The following is a 24,886-nucleotide window of genomic DNA, read 5'->3' as shown; positions in this document are numbered from 1 at the left end:
GTAATGATGGCAGAGTGGTAAACGATCAATGACGATAAAGAGGACAGGGCATGGTGATCATCCGTACAGTGCTGCAGCGCATCATGGCTGCCGTGATCGTCTTCGGGCTGCTGATATCAGCGGCATCGGGTGATGCGCCCGCTTCCGATCAGGCGGCCATCGGGCACCAGCTCAGCGAACAGGCCGGCATACCCTGGCATGCCGTGATTGCCCACCGCGGCGACTCCTATGATGCGCCGGAATCGACCCGACCGGCCTATCTGCTGGCGCGGGCGCTGGGCGCCGACTACCTCGAACTCGATCTGCAGCGTACCCGTGATGGTCATCTGATCGCCTTTCACGACGATACACTGGAGCGGACCACCAATGTGGCAGAGGTCTTTCCCGAACGCGCCGATGCGCCCGTCAGCAGCTTCACGCTTGCCGAGCTCAAGCGGCTCGATGCCGGCAGCTGGTTCAACGAGCGCTATCCCGAGCGCGCCCGGCCGAGCTACAGGGGGCTCAAGATTCTCACGCTCGACGAGGTCCGCAGGATCGCCGAGGGGGGTGACAACCACCCCGGGCTCTATATCGAGACCAAGGTGCCAGGGCAGTTTCCCGGCATCGAGGCGGATCTGAAGGCCTATCTCGAGGCGCATCACTGGATCGGCGACCAGGTCCGCCAGCCACCGGAGGGCTTCGATCGCAACCGCCATATCGGCGTGGCCTTCACGCCGGGACGGGTGGTACTGCAGACCTTCGAGAAGTCGAGCCTGATCAATCTCCAGCAGCAGATGCCCGGGGTACCGAAGATCCTGCTGCTGTGGCTGGGCGAGGGCTCCATCCCGGCCGATGAGAGCATCCGGCAGCGCGAGGGTGAGTCGCTGGCCGATTTCCGCGCCCGCCAGCGGGTGGCCTCACGGCAGGCCTACGCCGACTGGCTCGATTTCGCCAGCGCCCACGGGGCGGTGGGGGTCGGCCCGTCAGCGGTACAGTCGGCGCATGATGACGCCTTCAGCAGCCGGTTCAGCTACATGGACCTGGCCCGGCGCTGGATGGTCGGAATGAGTCATGACAAGGGGCTGCTGGTCCATCTTTATACCGTCGACCAGGCGCAGGACTTTCGCACCTACAGCGATCGCGGCGTGGATGGCTTTTTCACCAATCATGCGCCGGCGCTGCTGACGTTCTACGGTCGTGCGCCGGACAGGAGCGTCGAACATGTCCTGCGCTCGTGGAATTACTGAGCGTTCGGCAGTGCGCTGCGGACGCTGATATGCCAGGGTCCGGCGCACGCCACACTTCTCCGGGGAGACACGACATGCGAGATGATGACAGTGATCAGTTCGACCGTTTCAACGAGCAGGTACAGCGTGCACTGGCGGACTGCCAGCTTTATGGCTCGGTAATCCGCTCCTCCATCGGTGGCCGGGACGTGGTGATGACCGCGACCGGCCGCGATCGGCAGGAAACGGTGGTGGCGACCGCACTGCTGGACTGGGCGGTGGAGCAGTTCCGCTCCGGCGAGCTGTCAGCCAACGATCTCAAGCCCTATCTGCAGCAGATCCATACCGATCTCAGCGGTACCGGCGAAGGGGAGGGAGAGTCGTCGTCGAACTGACCCGGCGGCCCCGCCGGCGCGAATCACGACTGCTACCCTGAACGGATGACCGAGACGGGAGGTGAACCATGAGTGACAGTGACAGCGGCGCAGCCGACAAGCATCCGCTCATCCTGCTGCCGGGCCTGCTCAACGATGAACGGCTCTGGACCGCCCAGCGTGCCGCACTGGCCGACCGCGCCGAGATTCACGTGCCGGATCTGACCCGGCACGAGTCGATCGGTGCGATGGCGGATGCCGTACTGGCCGAGGCGCCCGAGCGCTTTGCGCTGGCAGGCCTGTCGATGGGCGGTTATGTCGCGCTGGCGATCATGCGCCAGGCCCCCGAGCGGGTGACCGGCCTGGCGCTGATCGATACCTCGGCTGCACCGGACAGCGAGGAGGGCGCGCGCGCGCGTCGCGGCATGATCGACCAGGCGCAGCATGACTTCGATGGCGTGATCGATACCCTGCTCGGCAAGCTGCTGCATGAGCGGCATCAAAGTGATCGCGCCCTGACCGCGAGCGTGCGGGCCATGGCCCACGCCGTGGGCGTCGAGGGGTTCCGCCTTCAGCAGCAGGCGATCATGGCGCGGGCCGACAGCTGGCCGACCCTGGCGACCATTGATTGCCCCGTTGCGGTCATTTGCGGTCGCGAGGATGGCATCACGCCGCCCGAGGATCATCAGCGCATGGCCGAGGCGCTTGCCGATGCGCAGTATACGGTGATCGACCAGTGCGGCCACCTGGCCCCGCTGGAGCAGCCCGACCGGGTCAACGAGGCCCTGCTGGCATGGTGGTCGCGACTGCCCGGGGCGTGATGCGCGTCACACGCCGGATGATATGCTGCCTGTCCTGCGGCGCGGCCTGAAGCCGCGCCGTTTCTTTCCCTGCCTGCCGGAGCTGCGTTATTGCCATGTCGCTGACCATTCGTGCCGCCACCGATGAGGATTTCGAGGCCATCTGGGCCATTTTTCGCCCGATTCTGGAAGCCGGCGAGACCTATGCGCTCGACCCCGGCATGAGTGCCGAGCAGGGGCGGGGACTGTGGCTGGAGGCGCCGCGGGCGAGTTTCGTGGCCGAGCGGGAGGGTGAAATTCTCGGCAGCTATTACCTCAAGGCCAACTTCGGTGGCAACGGCAGTCACGTCGCCAACTGCGGCTATATCGTGGCCGATGCGGCGCGGGGGCAGGGCATCGCCGGCGAGATGTGCCGACACTCGCTGACCATGGCCCGCGAGCTGGGGTTCACCGCGATGCAGTACAACAGCGTGATTGCCACCAACGAAGGGGCAATCCGGCTGTGGCAGCGTCACGGTTTCGATATCGTCGGTCGGCTGCCGGGTGCCTTCCGGCATCCCCGCCAGGGCGCGGTCGATGCGCTGGTCATGTATCGCGTGCTGAACTGATGGCGGCCGGTATCGCGGCGGGTGACGGGGTCACGGCGCAGGGCGTGCAGGGCGCGGTCCGCGCCAATGGCGCCGTTTTCCTGGGCTGCGGAATCGCGACCGCCTGCTGGGCACCGATGGTCCCCATGGCCAGGGAGCGGCTGGCCATCGGTGATGGCACCCTGGGGCTGATCCTGCTGGCGCTGGGAGCCGGCGGCATGCTGATGATGCCGTTGAGCGGGCTGCTGGTGCGCCGCTTCGGCAGCCGCCATGTGGTGGTGCTCGCCGGACTCTCCCCGATGCTGCTGCTGCCACTGCTGGCGGTAGCGCCCACGGCGCTCACGCTGGCACTCGCGCTGTTCCTGTTCGGGGCCCTGATCGGCGCGCTGGATGTCTCGATGAATGCCCAGGCGGTGACCATCGAATCGGCCGCCGAGCGCTCGCGCATGGCGACCTTTCATGGCCTGTTCAGTCTCGGCGGGCTGATCGGTGCCGGGCTCATGAGTCTGCTGATCGGCCTCGGCCTGCCGCTGGTCACGATTGCTGCCCTGTGTGGCACCGCCATCACGCTGATGGTGCTGGCCGGGCGCAGGCGGCTGCTGAGTGATCCGCCGTCTGCCGCGGGCAGCGCCGGGTTCAGCTGGCCGCGCGGCGCGGTAGTACTGCTGGGAGTGCTCTGTCTGATCGCCTTTCTGGCGGAGGGCGCCGTGCTTGACTGGAGTGCGGTCTTCCTGCGCTATTCGCGGGATGCCTCGCCGGCGCTGGCGGGCATGGGCTATGGACTGTTTTCGCTGACCATGGCTGTCGGCCGGCTGAATGGTGATCGCCTGATCCGGCGCTTCGGTCCGGTGCCGGTGCTGCGTTACGGGGCGCTGCTGGCCGCACTGGGCTATGGCGTGGCCCTGCTGGCCCCCTGGCCCCCGGCGGCGCTGGGCGGCTTCATGCTGGTCGGCCTGGGGCTTTCCAATCTGGTGCCGGTGCTGTTCTCCGCCGCCGGGCGGGTGCCCGACATGTCGCCGGGGCTTGCCATCTCGGCGGTGAGCACCCTGGGCTATGCCGGGCTGCTGGCGGGGCCGGCGGTACTGGGGCTGGTTTCCGAGCTGACCTCGCTGGCAATGGCGCTGGCGCTGATTGCCGTGGCGCTGCTGGGCGTGATGGCAAGTGCCGGGCGGGTGGTTCGCCGCTGAGAGTCAGCGGCGGATCAGCTGGCGCTCGACGATATCGCAGCCGGGCTCGTAGTCGCCCTCGATGGCGGCGAACGCCCGCTTGAGCGTCAGTTCGGCGATCCGCTGGTGCTGCTGGGGCAGGGAGTTGACCTGCATCGGCAGAAAATCCAGCAGCCGGTTGTCGCCAAAGGTGGCCACCCGCGGTGGCATCGCTGCAGGCTGCGCTGTCAGGGCTTCCAGCAGTACATCCAGTGCCCCTTCCAGCAGCGCATAGGAGGCCGTGATCAGCGCTTCCGGCATGCCGGTCTGGTCGAGCTGATCGCGCATCAGCCGGCTGCCGGTGGCCCGATCATAGTGCTGTCCGACATGCACGCGTGCCTGTGCCCGTGGCGCGCCGGCTGCCAGGGCCGCCTCGAAGCCGGCACGTCGCTCGCTGCTGATCGACAGCTCCGGCACGGCCTCGAACCAGGTGATGCGGCTCATGTCGGGCGTCATGACCGAGGCGGCCAGTCGCTCGGCGGCATGGCGGTTGTCACTGGTCACGCAGCGGAAATGGTGCGGATCGAGACAGCGATCCACCGCAATCACCGGCAGCCCGTCGGTCATCAGCTCACGATAGAAGGTACTGTCGCGTTCGAGCCGGGAGGCCGTGATCAGGGCGTCGCAGCGGCGTGCGCGCAGGCTGCGGGCCAGTGCGCGTTCGGTGTCGGGATCGTCGTTGGAGCCGACGATCAGCAGCTGATAGCCGGCGTCGCGGGCGCCGCGCTCGAGCAGCTTGGCCAGCCGGGCGTAACTGCCGTTCTCCAGGTCCGGCAGGATGAAGCCCAGCGTACGGGTCGCGCCACGGCGCAGCGCCGCTGCCTGGGCGTCGACCTGAAAGTGATGGGTTTCCACCACCGCCATGACCCGTTCGATGGTGCGGGGGCTGATGCGGTGCTGATGTGCCTTGCCGTTGACGACATAGCTGGCGGTCGTACGCGATACGCCGGCCAGCCGGGCGATCTCGGCCAGGGTCCTGGGTTTCATGGGCGCCTTCCTCCGCTGGGCCGGGTAGCGAGCCTCTACAACTTGTGTCCAGGGCGACGATGAATCGCTTGCTTCCCCGAATGAAAGCTTTCAGCATGTTGAACCTGTAAGGTGACACGATTCAGCAATGCTGTCAGCCCGGTCGGCGCCTGACGAGCCATATGGCATGATGCGACGTGATCACTGCTGGAATCACTGCTTCAGGGGGATGCTGCATGCTGACGCTGACACCCGATGCCGTACTGCTGGGGCAGTCGGCCGGCGACTGGCGCGAAGCGCTCGATCACGCGGGTAGTGCGCTGGTCGGAGCCGGGCTGTGTGACACGGCCTATGCCCGGGCGCTGTTTGATCGCGAGGCGCAGTCGTCCACCTGGCTGGGCAACGGTATCGCCATTCCGCACGGCACGCCGGAGAGTCGCGAGGCAGTGCAGGCCACCGGCATTCGTGTGCTGCAGTTCCCCGATGGCGTCGCCTGGCACGACGGCAATCGGGTGACGCTGCTGGTCGTGATTGCCGCCCAGAGCGATGAGCATCTCGATATCCTGCGGGCCCTGACCCATGTGCTGGATCGCCCCGGTGTAGCGGAGCAGCTGGCGAGTGCCGACAGCGCCGAGGCGGTCATTGCGCTGCTCTCCCGGCCGCCGGTCACGGCCCGGCTGGATGAGCATACGGTAGCCGCCGGGGTACCGGCACAGAGCCGGCAGGGGCTGGTCGCCATGGCGGCCGGCCGGTTGCTGGACGCCGGCTGTGTCGGTCCTGCCTTCATGGCCGAAATCATGGCAGCGGCGCCGGTGGCGCTGGGCCAGAAGCTGTGGCTGGTGCAGGGACAGCAGGATGTCCAGCAGCCGGCGCTGGGCGTGGCAACGCCAGCGCACGCTCTGGACGATACCGCTGCGGTGTTCTGCCTGGCCCATCCGGGCGGCGCCGATGCCGAAACCACCCGGGCCTGGCAGGCACTGCTCGACCGGGTGCTCGAGCTGCTTGAAACCGGCCAGGGGGCACAGCTGGCCACGCTCGATCAGGCGCGTCTGCTGGGTCGCCTCGCCGGTGAGAAGAGCGATGCCGAAACCGCCCGGGTGCGGGTCCGCAATGCGCATGGCCTGCATGCCCGGCCGGCCAAGCAGCTGGTACAGATGGCGCGCGAGCAGTCGGTCCCTGTCAGGGTACGGCTGGAGAGCGGCAACGGCGAGGCAGTCGCCGCCTCCAGCCTGACCCGGGTGCTGAGTCTCGGTGCCCGACGCGGCCAGATGCTGGTGTTCTCCGCCGAGGGCGAGGGCGCCCGCGAAGCCCTGGATGCCATGGCAGCGGCGGTACGCGACGGTCTCGGTGAGGCGGTGACCCCGCTGAATGACACCAGCGAGGCGCGCCCCTCGCGCAATCACATCACGCCAGTGGCTCCCGAGCCGGCGCCGGAGGCCGACAGGCCGCTGATGGCGGTGCCGGCCTCGCCGGGCATGTCGATTGCGCCGGTCTTCGTGATGCGCCTGCCCACCTTTGATTATGCCGAGCACGGTGATGACGCCGTACGCGAGAACGAGCGGCTTGATCAGGCGATACATGAGGCCGATGAACAGCTGGCTGCCCTGATTCGCACCGCCGGGGGAGATGAAGTGGCGGAGATCCTCTCCATGCATGAAGAGATGCTGGAGGATCCCGAGCTGCGTGAGGCTGCCCGGGAGGCGATCGGCGAGGGCATGAGTGCCGAGGCCGGCTGGTGGCGTGCCATCGATACCTCGGCCCGCGCCCAGGAAACCCTGGCCGATCGCGTGCTGGCGGAACGGGCGGCTGATCTGCGCGATGTCGGGCGCCGCGTGCTGGGTGTGCTGTGTGGGGTCAGGATGCCCGACCCGCCCGATCATCCCTATATTCTGGTGGCCGAGGATCTCGGCCCCTCCGACGTCGCCCGGCTGGATACCCGGCGGGTGAAGGGAATTCTCACCGCCCGGGGCGGGGCGACCTCGCACAGTGCCATCCTGGCCCGGGCGCTGGGGATTCCGGCGGTGGTCGGCGCCGGCCCGGGCGTGATGGCGCTGGGCAATGACATCGAGATGATTCTCGATGGCGTGCGCGGGCGCGTGGTGGCCGAACCCGGCAGCGAACGGCGGGCACGTACCGAGCTGTCGATTCGCGAGCATGATCAGCGCGTGCGTGAAGCCTACGAGACCCGCTTCGAGTCCGCCACGACCCTGGATGGCCATCACGTCGAGGTGGGTGCCAACCTGGGCAATACCGCCCATGCCGAGGATGCCGTCTCGCACGGTGCGGAAGGCATCGGGCTGTTGCGTACCGAGTTCATTTTCATGGCGCATCCGCAGGCGCCGGATCATGATACCCAGGTGGTCGAGTACCGCCGCGCCTTCGAGGCGCTGGGGCCGGAGCGGCCGCTGGTGGCACGTACCCTGGATGTCGGTGGCGACAAGCCGCTGGATTACTGGCCGGTACCCCAGGAGGACAACCCCTTTCTCGGGCTGCGCGGTATCCGTCTGGCGCTGACCCGCCCCGACGTGCTGGAAACCCAGCTGCGGGCCCTGATGGTGGCCGCCGAAGGAAGGCCGCTACGGATCATGTTCCCGATGGTCAAGGACGTCGAGGAGTTTCTGGCGGCGCGCGCCATCTTCGAACGGATCGTGGCCGAGCTGTACCCCGATACCCATCAGGCGCCGAACGTGCAGCTCGGTGTGATGATCGAGGTGCCTTCCTGCGCACTGCTGGCCCCGAGCCTGGCCGAGCATGTCGATTTCTTCTCGATCGGGACCAACGATCTCACCCAGTACACGCTGGCGATCGATCGCGGCCACTCCCGGCTTTCGGCCCAGGCCGATGGCCTGCATCCGGCGGTGCTGCAGCTGATCCGCATGACGGTCGAGGCGGCGCACGCGCACGGCTGCTGGGTGGGCGTCTGCGGCGAGCTGGCCAGTGACGCCCAGGCCGTGCCGGTGCTGGTGGGGCTGGGGGTCGACGAGCTGTCGGTGTCGGCGCGTCAGGTGCCCATGGTCAAGTCCTGGGTGCGCCGGCTGACCCTCGACGATGCCCGCCGGCAGGCCGAGCTGGCGCTCACCCGGGCCACCAGTGCCGCCGTGCGTGATGCGCTGGAGGCGCTCTGATGGGGATGGTGCTGGCACTTTCGCTCAACCCGGCGCTGGATCTTTCGGTGCAGCTGGATACCCTGGTACCGGGGGCAATCAATCGCGCCAGCGACAGTCGCATGAGCCCCGCCGGCAAGGGCAACAACGTCGCCTGCGTGCTGGCCGCGCACGGCCATGCCGTTACGGTGTCGGGCTTTCTGGGGCGCGATAATGCCGGGGTCTTCGAGCGGGCCTTCTCCGACTGGGGCGTGACGGATGCGTTCGTGCGGGTGACCGGTGACACCCGCATCAATATCAAGCTGGCGGAACAGACCGGGCGGGTCAGCGACATCAATGCAGCCGGTGCCCGGGTATCGGCCGATGACTGGCAGCAGCTGGAACGGACGCTGGAAGCCCGTTTGCAGCGCTCCCCGGCGGCTGTGGTGATTGCCGGCAGTCTGCCTCCCGGGGTGGCGCCGGATCAGCTGGGGCGGCTGATCGGTCTCGTGCGCGCGCATGGTATTCCGGTCTGGCTGGATACCAGCGGGGAAGCACTGCTGGCCGGGCTTGCAGCCCGACCGGCGGTGGCCAAGCCCAATGAACATGAGCTGGCCGAGTGGGCCGGTGTGCCGCTGACCGGTGAGGCCGAACGGCTGGCCGCAGCGCGGCGGCTGGTGGAGAGCGGCCTCGACGAGCTTATCCTGTCGCTCGGCGAGCACGGGGTGTGCTGGTGTTATCGCGACCCCGACGGGCAGGTGGCGATACTGCGTGCCCGGCCGCCGCGGATGCCTGTGGTGAGCACCGTGGGCGCCGGCGACACCCTGCTGGCCGGACTGCTGCACGCCCGGCTGGCGCAGTGGTCGAGGGAGGCCGGACTGCGTTTTGCCACCGCGCTGTCGGCAGATGCGGTACGGCGTGTCGGGGTCGGACGCAGCGATGGCGAGGATTTTGCGCTGCTGTGTGAGCAGGTACAAATCGAGAGCGTGTCATGAACGTCTCCATGCAACCAGTGCTTCGGGTGGCACGCACTGCAGCAATCATCGATCGGTGGGGGAGAGCCGCCACCGCAAGCGGTAGTCAGGAGAAGCCGGTATGAAAATCACCATCGTGACCCGGTGCCCGGGCGGCACGACCACGTCCTGGCTGGCAGCACGCCGGCTGGAGCAGGCGGCACAGCGGCGCGGCTGGGAGGCGCAGCTCGATACCGCTGGCGAGCGCCCCGCTGATGCCACCGGTGAGGTGGTCGTGGTGGCGGCCAGCGTGCCGGTCGATCTCGCTCCCCTTGCCGGGCGGCGGCTCTACCGTGACACCCTTGAGCAGGCGCTGGCCGATCCCGATGGCGTGCTGGCCCGGGCCGAGCAGCAGGCTGCCGAGCATGTTGCGTCGGACAGCGAGCAGCCGGCGGCGTCTGAAGCGGCATCGGCTTTTGAGGGGCAGCGCATCGTGGCAGTGACTGCCTGCCCGACCGGTGTCGCCCACACCTTCATGGCGGCCGAGGCACTTGGCCAGGCAGGCCGCAATCTGGGCCACCACATCCGGGTCGAGACCCAGGGCTCGGTAGGTGCCCAGGACGCCCTGAGCGACGAGGAGATTGCGGCAGCCGATGTGGTCCTGCTGGCCTGCGATATCGAGGTCGATGACAGCCGCTTTGCCGGCAAGCGCATCTACCGGACTTCCACCGGCAGTGCCCTCAAGCAGCCGACGCCGACCATCGAGGCAGCACTGGCCGGTGCCGAAGTGGAGCAGGCTGGTGGTGAAGGGCAGCAGGCCGCCGGCTCGGGCGGCGGGGTCGAGAAGGCGCGCAGTCTCAAGGAGAAGGGCGTCTACAAGCACCTGCTGACCGGGGTCTCCTTCATGCTGCCCATGGTGGTGGCCGGCGGGCTGTGCATTGCCCTCTCATTCGTGTTCGGTATCCGGGCGTATGAAGAGGAGGGTACGCTGGCATCGGCACTGATGCAGATCGGGAGCGGCAGCGCCTTCAAGCTGATGGTCCCGGTACTGGCGGGGTATATCGCCTACTCGATCGCCGATCGTCCCGGAATCGCGCCGGGCATGATCGGCGGCTGGCTGGCCAGTACCCTCGGCGCAGGGTTCATCGGCGGGATCATCGCCGGCTTTCTGGCCGGTTATTCGGCCAGGGGGGTGGTCCGTTTCGTGAAGCTGCCGGCGAGCGTGGAGTCGCTCAAGCCGATCCTGATCATTCCGCTGCTGGCGAGCCTCGCCACCGGGCTGATCATGATCTACGTGATTGGCACGCCGGTGGCGGCGATCCTCTCGGCCCTGACCGAATTCCTCAACTCGATGGGGTCGACCAACGCCATTCTGCTGGGCCTGCTGCTGGGCGGCATGATGTGCATCGACATGGGCGGGCCGATCAACAAGGCCGCCTATACCTTCGGTGTCGGCCTGCTTTCCAGTGAAACCTATGCGCCGATGGCGGCCATCATGGCGGCCGGCATGATTCCACCACTGGGCATGGGGATCGCCAGCATGCTGGCGCGCTCGAAGTTTGCCACTGCCGAGCGTGAGGCGGGCAAGGCGTCCTTCGTACTGGGATTGTGCTTCATTACCGAAGGCGCCATCCCGTTTGCGGCCAAGGACCCACTGCGGGTGCTGCCGGCCTGTATCGCCGGCGGTGCGGTGACCGGCGCGCTGTCGATGTTCTTCCATGTGCAGCTGATGGCACCGCACGGTGGGCTGTTCGTGATGCTGATTCCCAATGCCGTCAATCACGCATTGCTTTATCTGCTGGCGATTGCCGTGGGTGCGGTCATTACCGGCGTAGGCTACTCGGTAATCAAGCGCGGCGAGCAGGCGGTGGCTTCCCAGCCGGCCTGAGACGGCGGTCGGCGGAGCCGGCCACTTGAAATCCGCTCCGCTGTCATCATGAATGCTTCATCGGGATAGCTACCCAAAGGGGGTAAATGATGAAGGTACTGATGGTACTGACCTCGCATGACGCCATGGGTGATACCGGTCACAAGACCGGCTTCTGGCTCGAGGAATTTGCCGCACCCTATTATGTCTTTCGCGACGCCGGTGTCGAGGTGACCCTGGCCTCGCCGGCCGGCGGTCAGCCGCCGGTCGATCCCAACTCGACCACCGAGGATGCCAGCACCGACGAGACCCGCCGTTTCGAGAGTGACGAGGCCGCCAGGACCCAGCTGGCCAATACCCTGCCGCTCTCGACGGTCAATGCCACGGACTTCGATGCGATCTTCTATCCGGGAGGCCATGGGCCGCTGTGGGATCTCACCGACAACCCCGATTCGCAGCGCCTGGTTCGTGAGTTTCTTGCCGCCGACAAGCCGGTGACCACTGTCTGTCATGCGCCCACCGTGCTGCTCAACATCACTGACGAGGAGGGGCGCTCGATCGTGGATGGACGCCGGGTCACCGGCTTTGCCAACAGCGAGGAAGAGGCTGTCGGGCTGAGTGCCGTGGTGCCGCACCTGCTGCAGGATGAGCTGGTTCGACATGGCGGCATCTACGAGCGCAACGATACCGACTTTGCTCCCTTCCAGCTGCGCGACGGTCTGCTGATCACCGGCCAGAACCCGGCCTCGAGCGCTCCCACGGCGAAGCTGCTGCTGGAAGTCCTGCAGTCATGAGTGATACACCATGAGGCCTGCGCGCATGCGACGCGCATGATCATCCGACCGGCCGCATGACCGGTGACAGGGCCGCCCCAACGGGCGGCCCTGTTGCGTTCGGCCCGGACTTCGGGAAGCCGGCCTCATGGGCGCTGACAGCTGGACGCAGATGGCTGGCGCACTATGCTGAAAAGGGCGCGGCCGGCATGCCGGTCAGTGATAACCACTCCACGGCGGGAGAGTACGATCATGACCCGCACCCTGTTCGATCAGCAACTTCATGTCATCCAGGGCGATATCACCCGGCTGAGGGTGGATGCCATCGTCAATGCGGCCAACCACTCGCTGATGGGCGGCGGCGGCGTGGATGGCGCCATTCACCGGGCGGCCGGGCCGAACCTGAAAAAGGCCTGCCGCGAACTGCGCGAGACGGACTGGCCCGATGGTCTGCCGGACGGCGAAGTGGCGCTGACCGATGGCTTCGAGCTGCCGGCACGCTACGTGATCCACACCGTGGGTCCGGTCCATGCGAAGACGAAGGACAAGTCCCACCTGCTGGCCGGCTGCTATCGCAACGCCATGCGCCTGGCGGCGGAGAAGGGCTGTGAAAGTCTGGCCTTTCCGGCCATCTCCACCGGCGTCTATGGCTATCCCTTCGAGGAGGCGGCCGAGGTCGTGCTCGATGTCATGCGTGACCGGCTGCCGCACCATGAGGCCCTGACGGTCACGCTCTGCTTCTTCAGTGAAGAGGATGTCAGCGCCTTTCTGGCCGTGGCCGAGCGTGCCGGCGCCGTTGACGGCTAGTCCGCCGGCAAGTGCCCCGTGCCCTGACTCCGCCTGCCCGGTTACGCCGGCCCGGGTTGGCCGAGCAAGCAGCATGCCGGGCTGATGCCCGGGCCCGTGCTCCGCTTCGCCATGAAGGCGGGACAACACCGCCGGACCGGTGATTGCAAGACAGCAATGAATGATGTGAAACCGTGCAGCGAGGACCTGACATGCAGTGGACCATCAACGGCCGGGTTCGGGAGGCCGAGATCGATTTCCGAACATCCCTGCTCGATCTGCTCCGCGAGCATCTCGACCTCATCGGTACCCGGAAGGGCTGTAACCAGGGGGCGTGTGGTGCCTGTACGGTGCTGGTCGACGGCGAGCGGATCAACGCCTGTCTGGCGCTCGCCGTCCAGTATCAGGGGCGCTCGATCACCACCGTGGAAGGGCTGGCGCAGGACGCTGAGCTGCACCCCGTTCAGCAGGCGTTCGTCGAGCATGACGGCTTTCAGTGCGGCTACTGCACTCCGGGCCAGCTCTGCTCGGCACTCGGCATGGCCGGCGAGCTCAGGCGCGGCATGCCGAGTGCGGTCACGACCGACCTGACCAGTGATGACATCGCCCCGAGCCACGAGGAACTGCGTGAGCGGATGAGCGGCAATCTCTGTCGCTGTGGCGCCTACAACGGGATTACGGCCGCGATCGCCTCGACTCTGGCGACGGAGGGCCGCTCATGAGAGCGTTCGACTATCTGCGAGCCGATGACCGCGGTCAGGCCATCGGGGCTGCTGCCGAACACACGGCAGCCCGCTATCTGGGCGGGGGCACCAATCTGGTGGATCTGATGCGCGAGAACATCGAGCAGCCGGCGACGCTGATCGATGTCACCGCGCTTGCGTCGGAGATTACCGAGACGGACGAGGGTGGGCTGCTGATCGGCGCCGGGGTGACCAACAGTGCGCTGGCCGCCGATCAGCGCGTGCGCCGGCGCTACCCGATGCTTGCCCGCGCCCTGCTGACCGGTGCCAGCGCCAGATCCGCAACATGGCCACGGTCGGCGGTAATGTGCTGCAGCGTACGCGCTGCGTCTATTTCTATGACACCGCGGCACACTGCAACAAGCGTGCGCCCGGTAGCGGCTGTGATGCCCTCGAGGGCTTCAATCGCCATCACGCCATTCTCGGTGCCTCGCCTGCCTGTGTGGCAGTACATCCGTCCGACATGAGCGTTGCGCTGGCCGCGCTGGATGCCCGGGTGCATCTCGAAGGCCCGGAAGGCCGGCGCTCCATGGCGTTTGTCGATTTTCACCGACTGCCGGGTGAACGCCCGGATATTGACACCGAGCTGGCGCCCCATGAGCTGATTACCGCCATCGAACTGCCGGCACTGCCGCTGGCGGAACGGTCGAGCTATCGCAAGGTACGCGATCGGGCGAGCTACGCCTTTGCCCTGGTATCGGTGGCGGCGGCCGTCGACGTGCACAACGCCACCATCAGTGATGCGCGCCTGGCGCTGGGCGGCGTGGCACACAAGCCCTGGCGTGCCGTGAAAGCCGAACAGGCGATGATCGGTCGGCCGGCGACCGAGGCAACACTCAAGGCCGCTGCCGATGCCGAGCTTGCCGATGCCCGGCCACTGGCCGAGAACGGCTTCAAGGTCGAGCTGGCGCGCCGGCTGATGGTTGCTGTCCTCACCGAGCTGATGGGAGAGCCGCAATGAGTGCATCCAATGAGCGGGACAGGACGCATGCCGGGGTGGCATTGGCCCGCGATTATCGTACCCCGGACGGCCAGCCGGATCCGCTGAGCGCGCTGGATCAGCCTCGTATCGGTGCACCGCTATCGCGTGTCGACGGGTTGCAGAAGGTCACCGGAGGGGCCCGCTTTGCGGCCGAGTTTGCGCTGGAGGGCATGGTCCACGCGGCGCTGGCCTACAGCACCATTGCCCGGGGGCGCATCACCACGCTGGATACCGCAGCGGCCGAGGCCGCGCCGGGCGTGGTACTGGTGATGACCCATGACAATGCCCCGACGCTGCAGTCGCCGCCGGTCTTTCTGACCACGGCACAGGGTGCTGCGGGTGACGACCATCCGGTGCTGCAGAACGATCAGGTGCACTGGAACGGTCAGCCGATTGCGGTGGTGCTGGCCGAAACCCCGGAGCAGGCCGAGCACGCCGCCTCGCTGATCCGGGCCGAGTATGCGCCGGAACCGGCCGTGACCGATTTCAGGACAGCCGCAACGCGCGAGCCGGATAACGTGCTCGGCGGCCCGCCATCGGTCTCGGTGGGTGACGCCGAGCAGGCCTTCGGCACCGCACCCCGGCGGGTGGACGCCATCTACCGTACGCCACGCCACAATCACAATGCCATCGAGCCGCACGCCGTGACGCTGGCCTGGCACGACGATGAGCTGATGCTGCACGACGCCTCGCAGTGCGTCGATCACGTGGCGTACTCGCTGGCGCAGGTATTCGGCATCGCTGAGTCGCAGGTTCATGTCAGCTCTCCCTTCGTCGGTGGTGGCTTCGGCAGCAAGACCCTGTGGCAGCATCAGATTCTGGCCGCGGCTGCCGCCCGGGTGGCCGATCGCCCGGTGCGTCTGGCGCTCTCGCGAGAGGGCGTCCATCGCGTGGTGGGCGGGCGCGCCTGTACCGAACAGCGGGTCGCGATCGGCGCCGATGAGCAGGGCCATTTCCGGGCGCTGATTCATACCGGCAAGGCGGCAATGACCGCGCACAACAATCTGCCCGAGCCGTTCACCCAGGCGACCAGATGCCTCTATGGCGCCGATCATGTCCAGCTGGCAATCCGGGTGGCGGATCTCGACATGCTCGCCAACACCTTCATGCGGGCACCGGGGGAGTCGGTCGGCACCTTTGCGCTGGAGAGTGCCATCGACGAACTCGCCGAGCAGCTGGATCTCGACCCGCTCGAACTGCGCCGACGCAATGAGCCCGAGCGGGATCCGACCAGCGGCTTGCCGTTCTCCTCGCGCCATCTGCTGGAGGCCAGCCGCGCCGGAGCCGAGCGCTTTGGCTGGGATCAGCGCAGCGCCCGGCCCGGCGAGCGATACGAGGGGGAGTGGCAGATCGGGCTGGGCTGCGCCACGGCGACCTATCCCTACATGCGCATGCCCGGGGCCGCGGCGCGCATCACACTGAGTCGCAGCGGCGCGGCGCGTGTCGATGTGGCCGCCCACGAAATGGGGATGGGCACGGCTACCGTACAGACCCAGGTGGCCGCGGCGCGGCTGGGGTTGCCGGTCGAGCAGGTACGGTTCAACTATGGCGACTCTTCGCTGGCGGGCGTGGTGCTGGCCGGCGGTTCCCAGCAGACCGCGGCGATCGGCGGGGCCGTCATTGCTGCCCATCGCGCGCTGGTGGAGGCGCTGCTCGAACTGGTCGACGGCGATTCGCCGCTGGCCGGACTCACCATTGATGAGATCGAGTGCCGTGATGGCGGACTCGGCGCCGTGGCCGATTCGGCACGTTTTGAAACCTATGACCGGATACTGGCCCGGGCCGGTCGCGACGAGCTGGCCATCGAGGCCGATGCCGCCGAGTCCGAGGAGCTGTCACATTTCTCGATGCACTCCTTCGGCATGATCTTCTGCGAAGCGGCAGTCAGTGCGGTGACCGGCGAGGTGCGCATCCGGCGCCTGCTGGGGTCCTTCGACTGCGGCCGGGTGCTCAATGCCAAAACCGCCGCCAGCCAGTTCCGGGGCGGGATGATCATGGGGCTCGGACTGGCGCTGATGGAGGAGACGCAGTTCGACACCCGCAGCGGACGGATCATGAATCCGAGCCTTGCCGAGTATCACGTGCCGGTACAGATGGATGTGCCCGAGATCGAGGTGATGTGGACCGACATTCCGGATCCGCACACGCCGATGGGAGCGCGCGGCATCGGCGAGCTCGGCATTACCGGGGTCGGGGCAGCGGTGGCCAACGCGGTGTACAACGCCTGTGGCAGACGTGTGCGTGAGCTGCCGATCACGCTCGACAAGCTGCTGTAGATGCGCCGCTGCCGGGGTGCATGGGGGCACTACAGTGGTGCAAAACCTGTACCTTAAAAAATTCTGGTAAAAACCTTGTACAAGACGTGTGCCTGTGCCAAGGTGGATTCATCGGGCGCAGGGAAGGCGCCCGGGTCGAAGGGAAATCGATCATCTCCGGGCAAGGATGCCCAAACGCCAGCCGAACCGGGCTGGCAAACACTGCCAGGGAAGGAGTACACGTCATGGTCTATCAGGTTTCGTGTCACCGTTGCGGCAACAACCAGCAGGCACCTCTGGATGTTCATGATGACTGGGAAGAGATCAGCTGCACGGAGTGCGGTGAATTCCTGGACACGGTCGGCAACTGGAAGGACGCGCATTCACCTTCCTACGCCCTGCAGATGCTGAACATGTCGCGCACACTCACGCTGCAGATGGCCCGTGAAGGCCAGCCGATGAATGATCAGTGGGGGAGCAGAAGGGCCACGGCATGATGCGGATGACCCTCGATCTGCACTGTTCGCACTGCGGCAGCAACTGCTTTCTGCTGCCCATGGAGCGGGGCGAAGGCGGCGAAGTGCAGTGTTCACGGTGTCAGGCAGTGCGCTGCAGCACCCTGCACCTCGAGAAAGCGCTGATGGCGGTCGGGCAGACCACCGCCTATCGACGACCGGGCCTCTGACGGTACCGGTCAGGACGAATCCCGAAAAGCCGCCCTTTTGGCGGCTTTTTTCATGTTGGCCCCGGTGCCTCTGAGGACTGTCCCGAAGCCCTGAGCCTGGGCCGTGCGGGGCGTTGAGGCTTGAAAGCCGCATGCGGGTCGTGGCGAACACGACCCGTGGTGTGTTCAGGAGGGGTCGGCCGCGGATGGCTGCGGATCGCGGGGCGCCGGCGGCCTCGGGCTCATGCCGGGCCCATGCGGACCGCCCCGGCCGCTGTGGTGAGGCGGTGCGAAGACCTCCAGCGCGGCCAGCTGTGCCGGGCTGAGGAGATCATCGAGCCGGTCGCGGTAGTGCTCGATGGCGTCCTTCATCGCCTGGCGGTGCTGCTGCCTGTCGCCCTGCGAGGGCCTGCCGGCAGTGGAGTGTGGCGGCCGCTTCAGTTCATGCAGCTGCTCGAAGAAATCACGGGTCGCCTGATCGAAGGCCTGCTGTTTCTCCCGATCGAGATGCCAGCTTTCGACCAGTGCCCGGGCGCCTGCCAGCGGTGGATTGCCCTTCGGACCGCGCAGTTCGACATGGCGCATCATTGCCCATACCTTCAGCTGCCGGGAGTCGAGCACCTTTGCCATGCGCTCGTGCTGCGCCTGTCTGATCTTCTCGAACGCGGCACGCTTGTCGGCGCGTGAATCGAACTGCTGCCGACGCAGCTCGGCAAGATCCTGCTGCATGCGCTCGCGGGCCTGCTTCAGCGCCTGTTGCTGATCGTCGTTCAGATGCCAGCTGGCGATCAGGGCACGCCTCAGTTCACCCTTCATCCGGCCTGCATGCCGGCGTTGATGAAGCGCTTCCAGCACCCGCAACTGCGCCTGATCAAGCACTTCGGCCAGCGCTTCATGGTGCATTTGCGCGGCCTTGCGGAAAGCTGCCCGATCAGTCTGGTCATCATTGTCGGATTTCAGCTGTTGCAGACGCTGCTGAAAGGTGCGATCCGCGCTGGCGAGCTGGGCGCGCTGCTGATCGTTCAGCGACCAGCTGGCGTAGATCGTGTCGCGAGCCCTGCTTTTGTCGGCGCTGGCGGTTGAGTCGTGTGCCAGCGCCAGTGGCGAGAGCGTGGCGGTGACGGCGGTGGTCATGGCCGCAGCCAGTAGCAGCTTCTTCATCGGGGATTCCTCGGCTTGCCGGGCTCGTCGCGAATCGGGTGAGCCCGTGTACGCAGCCAGTATCCCCGGGGATCGTGCACGAAACGTGCAGGCAGGGAGGAGCGAATCGTCAACGCCGCCTCCCGGTGGGTCGGGCCGGCCCTCAGGCCCGGGGCTCGTACTTGTAGCCCACGCCATAGACCGAGTGGATGATGTCGCGTTCGGGCCAGATGTCGGCAATCTTGCGGCGCAGTTTCTTGATGTGACTGTCGACGGTGCGCTCGGAGACGATCCGGTGGTCGCGGTACATGCGATCCATCAGCTGCTCGCGCGAAAAGATGCGCCCCGGTGAGCGGGTCATGACCCACAGCAGCTGAAACTCCACCGCCGTGAGGCCGAGATCACGATTGTCGGCCAGTGCACGCCAGCCCTCCTGATCGAGCGTGAGGCCGGCCAGGGCGGCGTTGGCCACGGCTCCGCCGTTCTCGACGGGGGCCATGCGCCGCAGCACCGCCCTGATCCGGGCGATCACTTCGCGGGGTGAGAAGGGTTTGCAGATATAGTCGTCGGCGCCCAGTTCGAGCCCGAGCAGCCGGTCGATCTCCTCGACCCGGGCGGTCAGCATGATGATCGGCAGGCGGGGGTAACGGGCCCGGATATCGCGACACAGGGCGAGGCCGTCGCGGCCGGGCAGCATGATGTCCAGCAGCACCAGACTGGTAGCATCCGCATGCTCGGCCAGCCACGCCATGACCCGGTCACCGTGATCAAGCCAGTGGCTCGCCATCGCGTCGGCCTGCAGATAGTCGGCGATCAGTTCGGCGATTCTGGGTTCGTCCTCGACGATCAGCACGGTGTCTGACATGACTCACTCCTCGGTAATGGCAGGGGATGCAGCAGACGAGGCCAGCGGGAAGCACAGGGTCCAGCGCAGGCCGCCCAGCGGTGAACGGGCCGGGGTCAGGGTGGCGTGATGGGCCTTTGTCAGTGCGCTGGCGATCGACAGCCCCAGACCGCTGCCCCCATGGCGGCGATTGCGTGAACTCTCCAGCCGGAACAGGCGTTCGGTCAGTCGTGCCAGCGCCTGGTCGGGCACCCCCGGGGCGCTGTCCTCCCAGACCACCACGGCCTGCTCCCCGCTGCAGCTCAGGGTCACCGCCAGCTGGCCGGGCGGATCGGTATAGCTGCGGGTATTGCCGAGCAGGTTGCTCCACAGCTGGCGCAGCCGATGGGGCGAGCCATGGATCATGATGCCGGCAGGCAGTTCATGGGCCAGGCTGAGGCCGTGCCGGGCGAGGGCCTCGCGACTCTCCTCGAGCTGTTCGGCAAGGTGCCGGCCGAGATCGAGCCGGGTCATCGGTGCGGCCAGATTGTGGGCATCGGACTGGGCCAGCAGCCGCAGATCCTCCACCAGCCGGCCGAGCTGCTCGACCTCCTGGTGCAGCGCACCCAGAGTGCGCTGGTCCATCGGTCGCACGCCATCCTCGATCGCCTCGATCTCGCCTCGCAGTACCGTCAGCGGGGTGCGCAGCTCATGGGCGATATCCGCGACCCACTGCTGCCGGTCGCGCCGACCGCGCTCCAGCGATGCCGCCAGGGTGTTGATATCCCGCGACAGTCCGGCCAGTTCATCACGTCCCCGAACCGCCAGCCGGACACTGTAATCGCCCTCTGCCATGCTCCGCGTCGCCAGCGCCATGGCCCGGGTACGCCGTCCCAGCCAGAAGGCCAGGCCTCCGGCCAGCAGCAGGGCGCTGATCAGCAGCGTGACAATGATGATGCCGAGGTTGCGCAGCTGGCGGTGCAAAAAGATGCGATCGATCGTGTTGAACACGCCGTCGGGCGCCCGATAGCCCAGCGAACCGACCTGGCGTCCGCCCATCCGGATGGCCGCAAAGCGCAGTTCATCGGGCGCCCGCGAGGTCGGTGCCTCATGCTGATGCCGGCCGGAACGGCCGATGATGCGCCGCCCCTGCTCATCGAGCAGCACGAACTGGCGGGGGTCACCCAGTGCCGGCGGCAGGGGCGGCTGCCGGGCATCGCCGGTGCGTGACTGAGTGCCCCGCGGCGCCAGCGCCACTCTCAGCAGCTGCTGCCAGGCATCCCGGTTGTCGGTGAGCCATTCCCAGCTACCATGGGTACGGTAGCCCTCGGCAAGGGTGGTGGTCAGCGTGTCGATGCGCTGCTGCTGGGTGCGGCGCAGATAGTCGATGAAGCCGTCGTCGATGCTGCGGGCGACGGTAAAATAGAGCGCTCCGCTGATCAGCACGTTGACCAGCACGATGACGCTGAACAGCTTGAGTCCCAGCGGAGAGAGGGTGGTGCGCCACCACTGGCGAAAGGACATCGGATGATTCCGGTCGATGAACAGGGGGCCGAGTATGTCAGCATTCCGTGCAAACAGCGTGCAAGTGTTGCGGCTGACGGGCGAGGCGGGGCTGCCCGGCCGGGGGGCCCGTCACGGCGCGAAGGGCGGCTTCTGACCCGGTGTATTATCCATTGGTCTTAGTCGCTTGTGACACCGCAGCGGCTCTGAAACAATGCCATGTTATCGCTAACATGGCGCGTCAACAGGGATTTGAACATGGCACAAGGCACCGAAGGATACAGGCTGGAGAAGTCGCGCCGCATCGTGGTAATGGGCGTGTCGGGGAGTGGCAAATCCACCATCGGCGACGCCATCGGCGAGCGGATGGGCATCCCCTACATCGACGGTGATCAGTATCACCCGGAGCACAACATCGAAAAGATGTCGCGCGGCGAGCCTCTGAATGACGATGATCGGGCCGGCTGGCTGGAGCGGCTGAGCGATCTGATCAGCGACTACCGGGAGCGTGACGAGACCGTCCTGATCGGCTGTTCATCGCTCAAGAACAGCTACCGCGACATCCTGCGGCAGGGGGATGACGGGCTGATCTTCCTCTTCCTCGACGGCAGCTACAACGTGATTCTGGGCCGCATGCAGGAGCGCAAGCACTTCTTCTCGGCCGACATGCTGACCACCCAGTTCGATACGCTGGAGCGCCCGACCGACACCGAGGCGATGCGCGTGGATATCGACGTCGACTTTCATGAAGTCGTCGAGTCCGGCGTGCGTGCCATCATCGACCGGGACCGCGCGCTCTCCGCGCAGCCGAGCTGATCACCCGCCCGCCGGGCGGGTGCTCTCGCGCAGGGCAATCTCGAACCCCAGGTCCTGCAGCACTTCCGTGCCCTGGTCGCCTTCCAGCCGGGAGAGCATCCGGCTGGCAGCGGCAACACCGATGCGCCGCCGGGGCGTGATGACGGTCGAGAGCGTCGGTGTCGTGGCTTCGGTGATATCCAGTCCGTTGTACCCGGTCAGGCCGAGCTGGTCGGGCACCCTGATCCCCCGGCGCTGACATTCGAACAGCGCGCCTGCCGCCAGATCATCATTGACGCAGCAGACCATTTCCAGCGCCGGGTACTGTTCCAGCAGCTCACCCAGCAGCTGTCCCCCCAGCCGATAGTCCGAGGGTGATTCGGTGGTCAGACAGGCCGCCGTGCTCAATCCCGCTTCCGTCAGGGCGCGCTGCCAGCCCTCGAGGCGCCTGCGGGCGCGATAGTCCATGCGGGCCCCGATGAATCCCAGCCGGCGGTAGCCGAGCTCGAGCAGCGCGCCGGTCAGGGCATGGCCGGCCGCTTCGTGATCGAGGCCCACGGCCATGTCGAGCGGGGACTCCGGCAGCTCCATGATTTCGCAGATCGGCAGGCCGCAGCGGCTCAGCCGCTGGCGGGCGCTGTCGGTATGCTGGCTGCCGGAGATGATGAACCCGTCCACCCCGAAGGAGAGGTAGGTGTCGATCAGATGCGCTTCCTCCTCGCGGGAGTAGCTGGTGTGCCCCAGCAGGACCTGATAGCCGCTGCCGGCGAAGCCCTCATCGACCCCCCGGATGACTTCCGAGAACACGGCATTGGAGAGCGAGGGCACCAGCAGTGCAATCGAGCGGCTGCGGGCGCTCGCCAGGGCGCCGGCCTGACGGTTGGGGATATAGCCGAGTTCATCGATGACGGCATGGATGCGCTGTCGCAATCCTTCCGAAACCCGCCAGGGTTCACGCAGGGCGCGCGAGATCGTGATCTTGCTGACCCCGACCCGGCGCGCGACATCATCAAGCGTGACACGACCGGAAGTGCGCCGCGTGCGTCGTGTCATGCAGTCACATGCTCCATGGTTCGAGTAGTGGTCAACCGGAGACTCAATCCTGCAGGGGCTGATAGCGCTGATCGGGTAGCCCGGGCGTCTCCACCCGCATCGAGAACAGCGAGCCGGACTCCGGCAGGCCTTCCAGCTGTTCCTCGGTCAGCCCCTGATTGGCGGTGGTGACATAGAGGGTGCAGCGGTCGGCATCGCCGAAGGTGACCTTGGTCGGGTTGGGAGCCAGCAGCCGGTGCCGTTCGAGCAGCTTGCCGTGCTCATCGAAGTGTGCCACCGCACCGCCGCCGTAGAGGGCCACCCAGTAGTGACCATTCTCATCGACGGCGGCGCCATCGGGATGACCGTCGATATCGAGCTGGTTGAGGTCGGCAAAGACCTCGCCCGGGCCGATGGTGCCCTGTTCGATGTCGAAGGGGTGGCGATGGATGATCCGGCTCGGCGTGTCGGCGTGATAGAGCCAGGCGTCATCCGGGCTGAAGGCCAGACCGTTGGAAATGGTGATGCCGTCGAGATGCTGCTGCAGCGCCCCCTGGAAACTGAACAGGGCGCCTTCGGGATGAGTTTCATCGGCGTGCTTGGTCCCGATCCACAGCCGCCCGTGGCGGTCGCAGCGGGCATCGTTGCACCATGCCAGTTCGGGTTGCTGGGGGCCGGAGACCAGCTGCTGTTGCTTGCTGCCATCATCGTCCAGGCGCCAGATGCCGGAGCGCAGTCCGGCCAGAAAGCCGCCTTCGGGATGAAGCGCCACACAGGCCAGCGCCTCGTCGACGTGCAGCACCTCGTGCTCACCGGTCTCGGCGTTGAGCCGATAGAGGGCACCTGCCGTGATGTCGACCCAGAACAGCTGCCCCAGCTGATCGTCCCAGACCGGACCTTCGCCAAGGGTCATGCGCAGGGGAATGTGCTGTTCCAGCATGGTGCTCTCCGATATTTGCCGTGATGGGCTTATTGTGACAGCTGACAATAGGCCTTGTCGCGCCATGGCGACAAGCGCCGGCGTGCGCAGAGGCTACTGCCCGGGCACCGCCGGGGACGGCGGAAAGCGCTGTGCCAGATGACGGTAAAGGGCACGGATGCCCAGTGTCCAGGGCTCGATGGCATCGCTGCGATCGACCCGATTGACCAGTGCGCCGAGCCGATCCGTGGAGATCGTCACCCGGTCGTCGAGGTGATGGGTGAAGCCCCGGCCTTCCCCGTCGCGGTCCTCGGTGGGCGAGAACATGGTCCCCAGGAACAGCATGAACCCATCGGGATACTGATGATGACCGCCGATGGTCTGCTCGACCAGCGCCAGCGGATCACGGCTGATTTCGCGCATGTGGCTGTCGCCTTCGATGACGAAACCGTCATCCCGGCCCTCGATGCGCATGTGCACGCTTTCGCGGCGGACATCGTCGAGGGTGTAGCGGTAATCGAACAGCCGGATGAAGGGGCCGAGGGCACTGGAGCCGTTGTTGTCCTTGGCCTTGCCCAGCAGCAGCGCGCTGCGCCCCTCGATATCGCGCAGGTTGACGTCGTTGCCCAGGGTGGCCCCGCGCGGGCGGCCGTGCGAGTCGACCGCCAGCACGATTTCCGGCTCGGGGTTGTTCCACTGCGAGGCCGGGTGCAGGCCGACGGCCGCGCCAAAGCCGACCGATGCCAGCGGTGGTGCCTTGGAGAAGACCTCCGCATCGGGCCCGATGCCGACTTCCAGATACTGTGACCACTGGCCGCGCGCCTGCAGCTCGCGCTTGAGCGTCATGGCCGCGGCGGAGCCGGGGGTGATGTTCGAGAGGTCGCTGCCGATCAGCTCATGCAGCTGGCGGCGAATCTCTAGCGCCCGGCCGGGATCACCACCGGCCTGTTCCTCGATCACCCGCTCCAGCAGGCTGACGGCAAAGGTCACGCCGCACGCCTTGACCACCTGCAGGTCGCAGGGGGCCAGCAGCCGCTCGGTGGGCGTGTGGGCATCGATCGACCGTTCGAGCCAGGCGGTCAGCGGGCCGAGATCCTCGCCCGGTGCGGTATGTACCAGCTCGTGCAGGTCGTCGTGTTCCAGCAGGTCGGCCATGGTGGGGGCGTGGGCGGTGATGTCGTAAAGACGCCCCTGGCGCACGGCGACCACCGCCGGCCCGCCGATGGGGGCGCCCCGCCAGACGCGGCCGACCAGGGTGGCTGCATCGGCATCGGCGGGCAGACAGGCGTGGGCGTTGATGGCTTGCATGGCAGCGGTTTCCTTGAAGCGACACCCCGGCGCCGGCTGGCGTGGGGCGTCCGACGAAAGGGACAGGAGAGGGCGGCCCCCGCACGGGTACCGCCACTCTCGATGATGCCGGCAGGGGCGCCA

General features: G+C 66.8%; 23 protein-coding genes and 1 pseudogene. 17 read left to right on the top strand and 7 right to left on the bottom strand.

All coding sequences use genetic code 11. The features are described from left to right. Positions 1-50: 50 nt before the first annotated feature. From C7446_RS04035 to C7446_RS04015, 5 genes are all read left to right on the top strand, one after another. Positions 51-1,226, top strand: a complete 1,176-nt coding sequence (locus C7446_RS04035; protein WP_121171501.1) for a glycerophosphodiester phosphodiesterase — start codon at positions 51-53, stop codon at positions 1,224-1,226. Between the two features lie 74 nt (positions 1,227-1,300). Continuing rightward, entirely contained in the window at positions 1,301-1,600 is a 300-nt protein-coding gene (locus tag C7446_RS04030; protein ID WP_121171499.1) for a hypothetical protein, read from the top strand. A gap of 68 nt (positions 1,601-1,668) precedes the next feature. Continuing rightward, a complete protein-coding gene (locus tag C7446_RS04025) occupies positions 1,669-2,400 on the top strand; it encodes an alpha/beta fold hydrolase (RefSeq protein ID WP_121171497.1) in 732 nt (243 codons plus the stop codon). 95 nt (positions 2,401-2,495) lie between these two features. Beyond that, entirely contained in the window at positions 2,496-2,987 is a 492-nt protein-coding gene (locus C7446_RS04020; RefSeq protein WP_121171496.1) for a GNAT family N-acetyltransferase, read from the top strand. After that, complete coding sequence (locus tag C7446_RS04015; RefSeq protein ID WP_211327845.1) at positions 2,987-4,153, top strand: MFS transporter; 1,167 nt, start codon at positions 2,987-2,989, stop codon at positions 4,151-4,153. The genes C7446_RS04020 and C7446_RS04015 overlap by 1 nt, the downstream gene beginning before the upstream one ends. Positions 4,154-4,156: 3 nt before the next feature. Here the strand turns inward: C7446_RS04015 and cra are convergent, their stop codons facing one another. After that, on the bottom strand, positions 4,157-5,158 hold the full coding sequence (gene cra, locus C7446_RS04010; protein ID WP_121171494.1) for a catabolite repressor/activator: 1,002 nt from the start codon (positions 5,156-5,158) through the stop codon (positions 4,157-4,159). A 215-nt stretch (positions 5,159-5,373) separates the two neighbouring features. Between cra and ptsP the strand changes: the two genes are divergently transcribed. The 11 genes and pseudogenes from ptsP (at position 5,374) to C7446_RS03960 (ending at position 17,264) form a co-directional block, all read left to right on the top strand. Then, the gene (gene ptsP, locus C7446_RS04005) at positions 5,374-8,262 is read left to right on the top strand and encodes a phosphoenolpyruvate--protein phosphotransferase (RefSeq protein WP_121171493.1); all 2,889 of its coding nucleotides are present in this window, start codon (positions 5,374-5,376) and stop codon (positions 8,260-8,262) included. Then, a complete protein-coding gene (locus tag C7446_RS04000; RefSeq protein ID WP_121171491.1) occupies positions 8,262-9,215 on the top strand; it encodes a 1-phosphofructokinase family hexose kinase in 954 nt (317 codons plus the stop codon). The genes ptsP and C7446_RS04000 overlap by 1 nt, the downstream gene beginning before the upstream one ends. A 100-nt stretch (positions 9,216-9,315) precedes the next feature. After that, complete coding sequence (locus C7446_RS03995; RefSeq protein WP_121171489.1) at positions 9,316-11,061, top strand: fructose-specific PTS transporter subunit EIIC; 1,746 nt, start codon at positions 9,316-9,318, stop codon at positions 11,059-11,061. Between the two features lie 86 nt (positions 11,062-11,147). Then, positions 11,148-11,834, top strand: a complete 687-nt coding sequence (locus C7446_RS03990; protein ID WP_121171487.1) for a type 1 glutamine amidotransferase domain-containing protein — start codon at positions 11,148-11,150, stop codon at positions 11,832-11,834. 231 nt (positions 11,835-12,065) lie between these two features. Next, complete coding sequence (locus C7446_RS03985; RefSeq protein WP_121171485.1) at positions 12,066-12,620, top strand: O-acetyl-ADP-ribose deacetylase; 555 nt, start codon at positions 12,066-12,068, stop codon at positions 12,618-12,620. Between the two features lie 191 nt (positions 12,621-12,811). Then, entirely contained in the window at positions 12,812-13,321 is a 510-nt protein-coding gene (locus tag C7446_RS03980; RefSeq protein WP_121171483.1) for a 2Fe-2S iron-sulfur cluster-binding protein, read from the top strand. Continuing rightward, positions 13,318-13,910 (top strand): annotated as a pseudogene (locus C7446_RS16895) (FAD binding domain-containing protein); the annotation flags it as partial. The gene C7446_RS03980 and the pseudogene C7446_RS16895, both read left to right, overlap by 4 nt. A gap of 132 nt (positions 13,911-14,042) precedes the next feature. Continuing rightward, positions 14,043-14,303, top strand: a complete 261-nt coding sequence (locus tag C7446_RS16630) for an FAD binding domain-containing protein (protein WP_245977684.1) — start codon at positions 14,043-14,045, stop codon at positions 14,301-14,303. Then, positions 14,300-16,600, top strand: a complete 2,301-nt coding sequence (locus C7446_RS03970; protein ID WP_121171482.1) for a xanthine dehydrogenase family protein molybdopterin-binding subunit — start codon at positions 14,300-14,302, stop codon at positions 16,598-16,600. The genes C7446_RS16630 and C7446_RS03970 overlap by 4 nt, the downstream gene beginning before the upstream one ends. A 224-nt stretch (positions 16,601-16,824) precedes the next feature. Beyond that, on the top strand, positions 16,825-17,076 hold the full coding sequence (locus tag C7446_RS03965; protein WP_121171480.1) for a hypothetical protein: 252 nt from the start codon (positions 16,825-16,827) through the stop codon (positions 17,074-17,076). Continuing rightward, entirely contained in the window at positions 17,073-17,264 is a 192-nt protein-coding gene (locus tag C7446_RS03960) for a hypothetical protein (protein WP_121171478.1), read from the top strand. The genes C7446_RS03965 and C7446_RS03960 overlap by 4 nt, the downstream gene beginning before the upstream one ends. A gap of 165 nt (positions 17,265-17,429) precedes the next feature. Here the strand turns inward: C7446_RS03960 and C7446_RS03955 are convergent, their stop codons facing one another. The 3 genes from C7446_RS03955 to C7446_RS03945 all read right to left on the bottom strand — a co-directional run bounded on the left by C7446_RS03955 (position 17,430) and on the right by C7446_RS03945 (position 20,730). Beyond that, positions 17,430-18,404, bottom strand: coding sequence for a coiled-coil domain-containing protein (locus C7446_RS03955; protein WP_121171476.1), 975 nt, complete (start codon positions 18,402-18,404; stop codon positions 17,430-17,432). A gap of 142 nt (positions 18,405-18,546) precedes the next feature. Further along, entirely contained in the window at positions 18,547-19,248 is a 702-nt protein-coding gene (locus tag C7446_RS03950; protein WP_121171474.1) for a response regulator, read from the bottom strand. A gap of 3 nt (positions 19,249-19,251) precedes the next feature. After that, a complete protein-coding gene (locus tag C7446_RS03945) occupies positions 19,252-20,730 on the bottom strand; it encodes an ATP-binding protein (protein ID WP_121171472.1) in 1,479 nt (492 codons plus the stop codon). Positions 20,731-20,967: 237 nt separating this feature from the next. Here C7446_RS03945 and C7446_RS03940 point away from each other — a divergent pair, with 237 nt between their 5' ends. Then, a complete protein-coding gene (locus C7446_RS03940) occupies positions 20,968-21,525 on the top strand; it encodes a gluconokinase (RefSeq protein WP_121171470.1) in 558 nt (185 codons plus the stop codon). Here the strand turns inward: C7446_RS03940 and C7446_RS03935 are convergent, their stop codons facing one another. The 3 genes from C7446_RS03935 to C7446_RS03925 all read right to left on the bottom strand — a co-directional run bounded on the left by C7446_RS03935 (position 21,526) and on the right by C7446_RS03925 (position 24,763). Beyond that, positions 21,526-22,557 (bottom strand): LacI family DNA-binding transcriptional regulator, encoded by a 1,032-nt coding sequence (locus C7446_RS03935; protein ID WP_121171468.1) that lies wholly within the window; start codon positions 22,555-22,557, stop codon positions 21,526-21,528. It lies immediately after the preceding gene. Positions 22,558-22,600: 43 nt separating this feature from the next. Next, entirely contained in the window at positions 22,601-23,476 is an 876-nt protein-coding gene (locus tag C7446_RS03930; protein ID WP_170149995.1) for an SMP-30/gluconolactonase/LRE family protein, read from the bottom strand. Positions 23,477-23,569: 93 nt separating this feature from the next. Beyond that, the gene (locus C7446_RS03925) at positions 23,570-24,763 is read right to left on the bottom strand and encodes a fumarylacetoacetate hydrolase family protein (RefSeq protein ID WP_121171464.1); all 1,194 of its coding nucleotides are present in this window, start codon (positions 24,761-24,763) and stop codon (positions 23,570-23,572) included. Between the last annotated feature and the right edge of the window lie 123 nt (positions 24,764-24,886).

It is taken from the genome of Kushneria sinocarnis (assembly GCF_003633775.1).
Lineage (GTDB): Bacteria > Pseudomonadota > Gammaproteobacteria > Pseudomonadales > Halomonadaceae > Kushneria > Kushneria sinocarnis.
The sequence above is the reverse complement of the archived record's forward strand: the minus strand, read 5'-3'. Positions and strand labels throughout refer to the sequence as shown.

Bases quoted from the DNA above. Each gene is read 5' to 3' on its own strand.
- C7446_RS03970 (WP_121171482.1), top strand. From the start codon at position 14,300: ATGAGTGCATCCAATGAGCGGGACAGGACGCATGCCGGGGTGGCATTG.
- C7446_RS03985 (WP_121171485.1), top strand. From the start codon at position 12,066: ATGACCCGCACCCTGTTCGATCAGCAACTTCATGTCATCCAGGGCGAT.
- ptsP (WP_121171493.1), top strand. From the start codon at position 5,374: ATGCTGACGCTGACACCCGATGCCGTACTGCTGGGGCAGTCGGCCGGC.
- C7446_RS03980 (WP_121171483.1), top strand. From the start codon at position 12,812: ATGCAGTGGACCATCAACGGCCGGGTTCGGGAGGCCGAGATCGATTTC.
- C7446_RS03935 (WP_121171468.1), bottom strand. From the start codon at position 22,557: ATGACACGACGCACGCGGCGCACTTCCGGTCGTGTCACGCTTGATGAT.
- C7446_RS04035 (WP_121171501.1), top strand. From the start codon at position 51: ATGGTGATCATCCGTACAGTGCTGCAGCGCATCATGGCTGCCGTGATC.
- C7446_RS03995 (WP_121171489.1), top strand. From the start codon at position 9,316: ATGAAAATCACCATCGTGACCCGGTGCCCGGGCGGCACGACCACGTCC.
- C7446_RS04015 (WP_211327845.1), top strand. From the start codon at position 2,987: ATGGCGGCCGGTATCGCGGCGGGTGACGGGGTCACGGCGCAGGGCGTG.
- C7446_RS04020 (WP_121171496.1), top strand. From the start codon at position 2,496: ATGTCGCTGACCATTCGTGCCGCCACCGATGAGGATTTCGAGGCCATC.
- C7446_RS04030 (WP_121171499.1), top strand. From the start codon at position 1,301: ATGCGAGATGATGACAGTGATCAGTTCGACCGTTTCAACGAGCAGGTA.
- C7446_RS03925 (WP_121171464.1), bottom strand. From the start codon at position 24,763: ATGCAAGCCATCAACGCCCACGCCTGTCTGCCCGCCGATGCCGATGCA.
- C7446_RS03990 (WP_121171487.1), top strand. From the start codon at position 11,148: ATGATGAAGGTACTGATGGTACTGACCTCGCATGACGCCATGGGTGAT.
- C7446_RS03930 (WP_170149995.1), bottom strand. From the start codon at position 23,476: ATGCTGGAACAGCACATTCCCCTGCGCATGACCCTTGGCGAAGGTCCG.
- C7446_RS03945 (WP_121171472.1), bottom strand. From the start codon at position 20,730: ATGTCCTTTCGCCAGTGGTGGCGCACCACCCTCTCTCCGCTGGGACTC.
- cra (WP_121171494.1), bottom strand. From the start codon at position 5,158: ATGAAACCCAGGACCCTGGCCGAGATCGCCCGGCTGGCCGGCGTATCG.
- C7446_RS03965 (WP_121171480.1), top strand. From the start codon at position 16,825: ATGGTCTATCAGGTTTCGTGTCACCGTTGCGGCAACAACCAGCAGGCA.
- C7446_RS03960 (WP_121171478.1), top strand. From the start codon at position 17,073: ATGATGCGGATGACCCTCGATCTGCACTGTTCGCACTGCGGCAGCAAC.
- C7446_RS03955 (WP_121171476.1), bottom strand. From the start codon at position 18,404: ATGAAGAAGCTGCTACTGGCTGCGGCCATGACCACCGCCGTCACCGCC.
- C7446_RS04000 (WP_121171491.1), top strand. From the start codon at position 8,262: ATGGGGATGGTGCTGGCACTTTCGCTCAACCCGGCGCTGGATCTTTCG.
- C7446_RS03950 (WP_121171474.1), bottom strand. From the start codon at position 19,248: ATGTCAGACACCGTGCTGATCGTCGAGGACGAACCCAGAATCGCCGAA.
- C7446_RS03940 (WP_121171470.1), top strand. From the start codon at position 20,968: ATGGCACAAGGCACCGAAGGATACAGGCTGGAGAAGTCGCGCCGCATC.
- C7446_RS04025 (WP_121171497.1), top strand. From the start codon at position 1,669: ATGAGTGACAGTGACAGCGGCGCAGCCGACAAGCATCCGCTCATCCTG.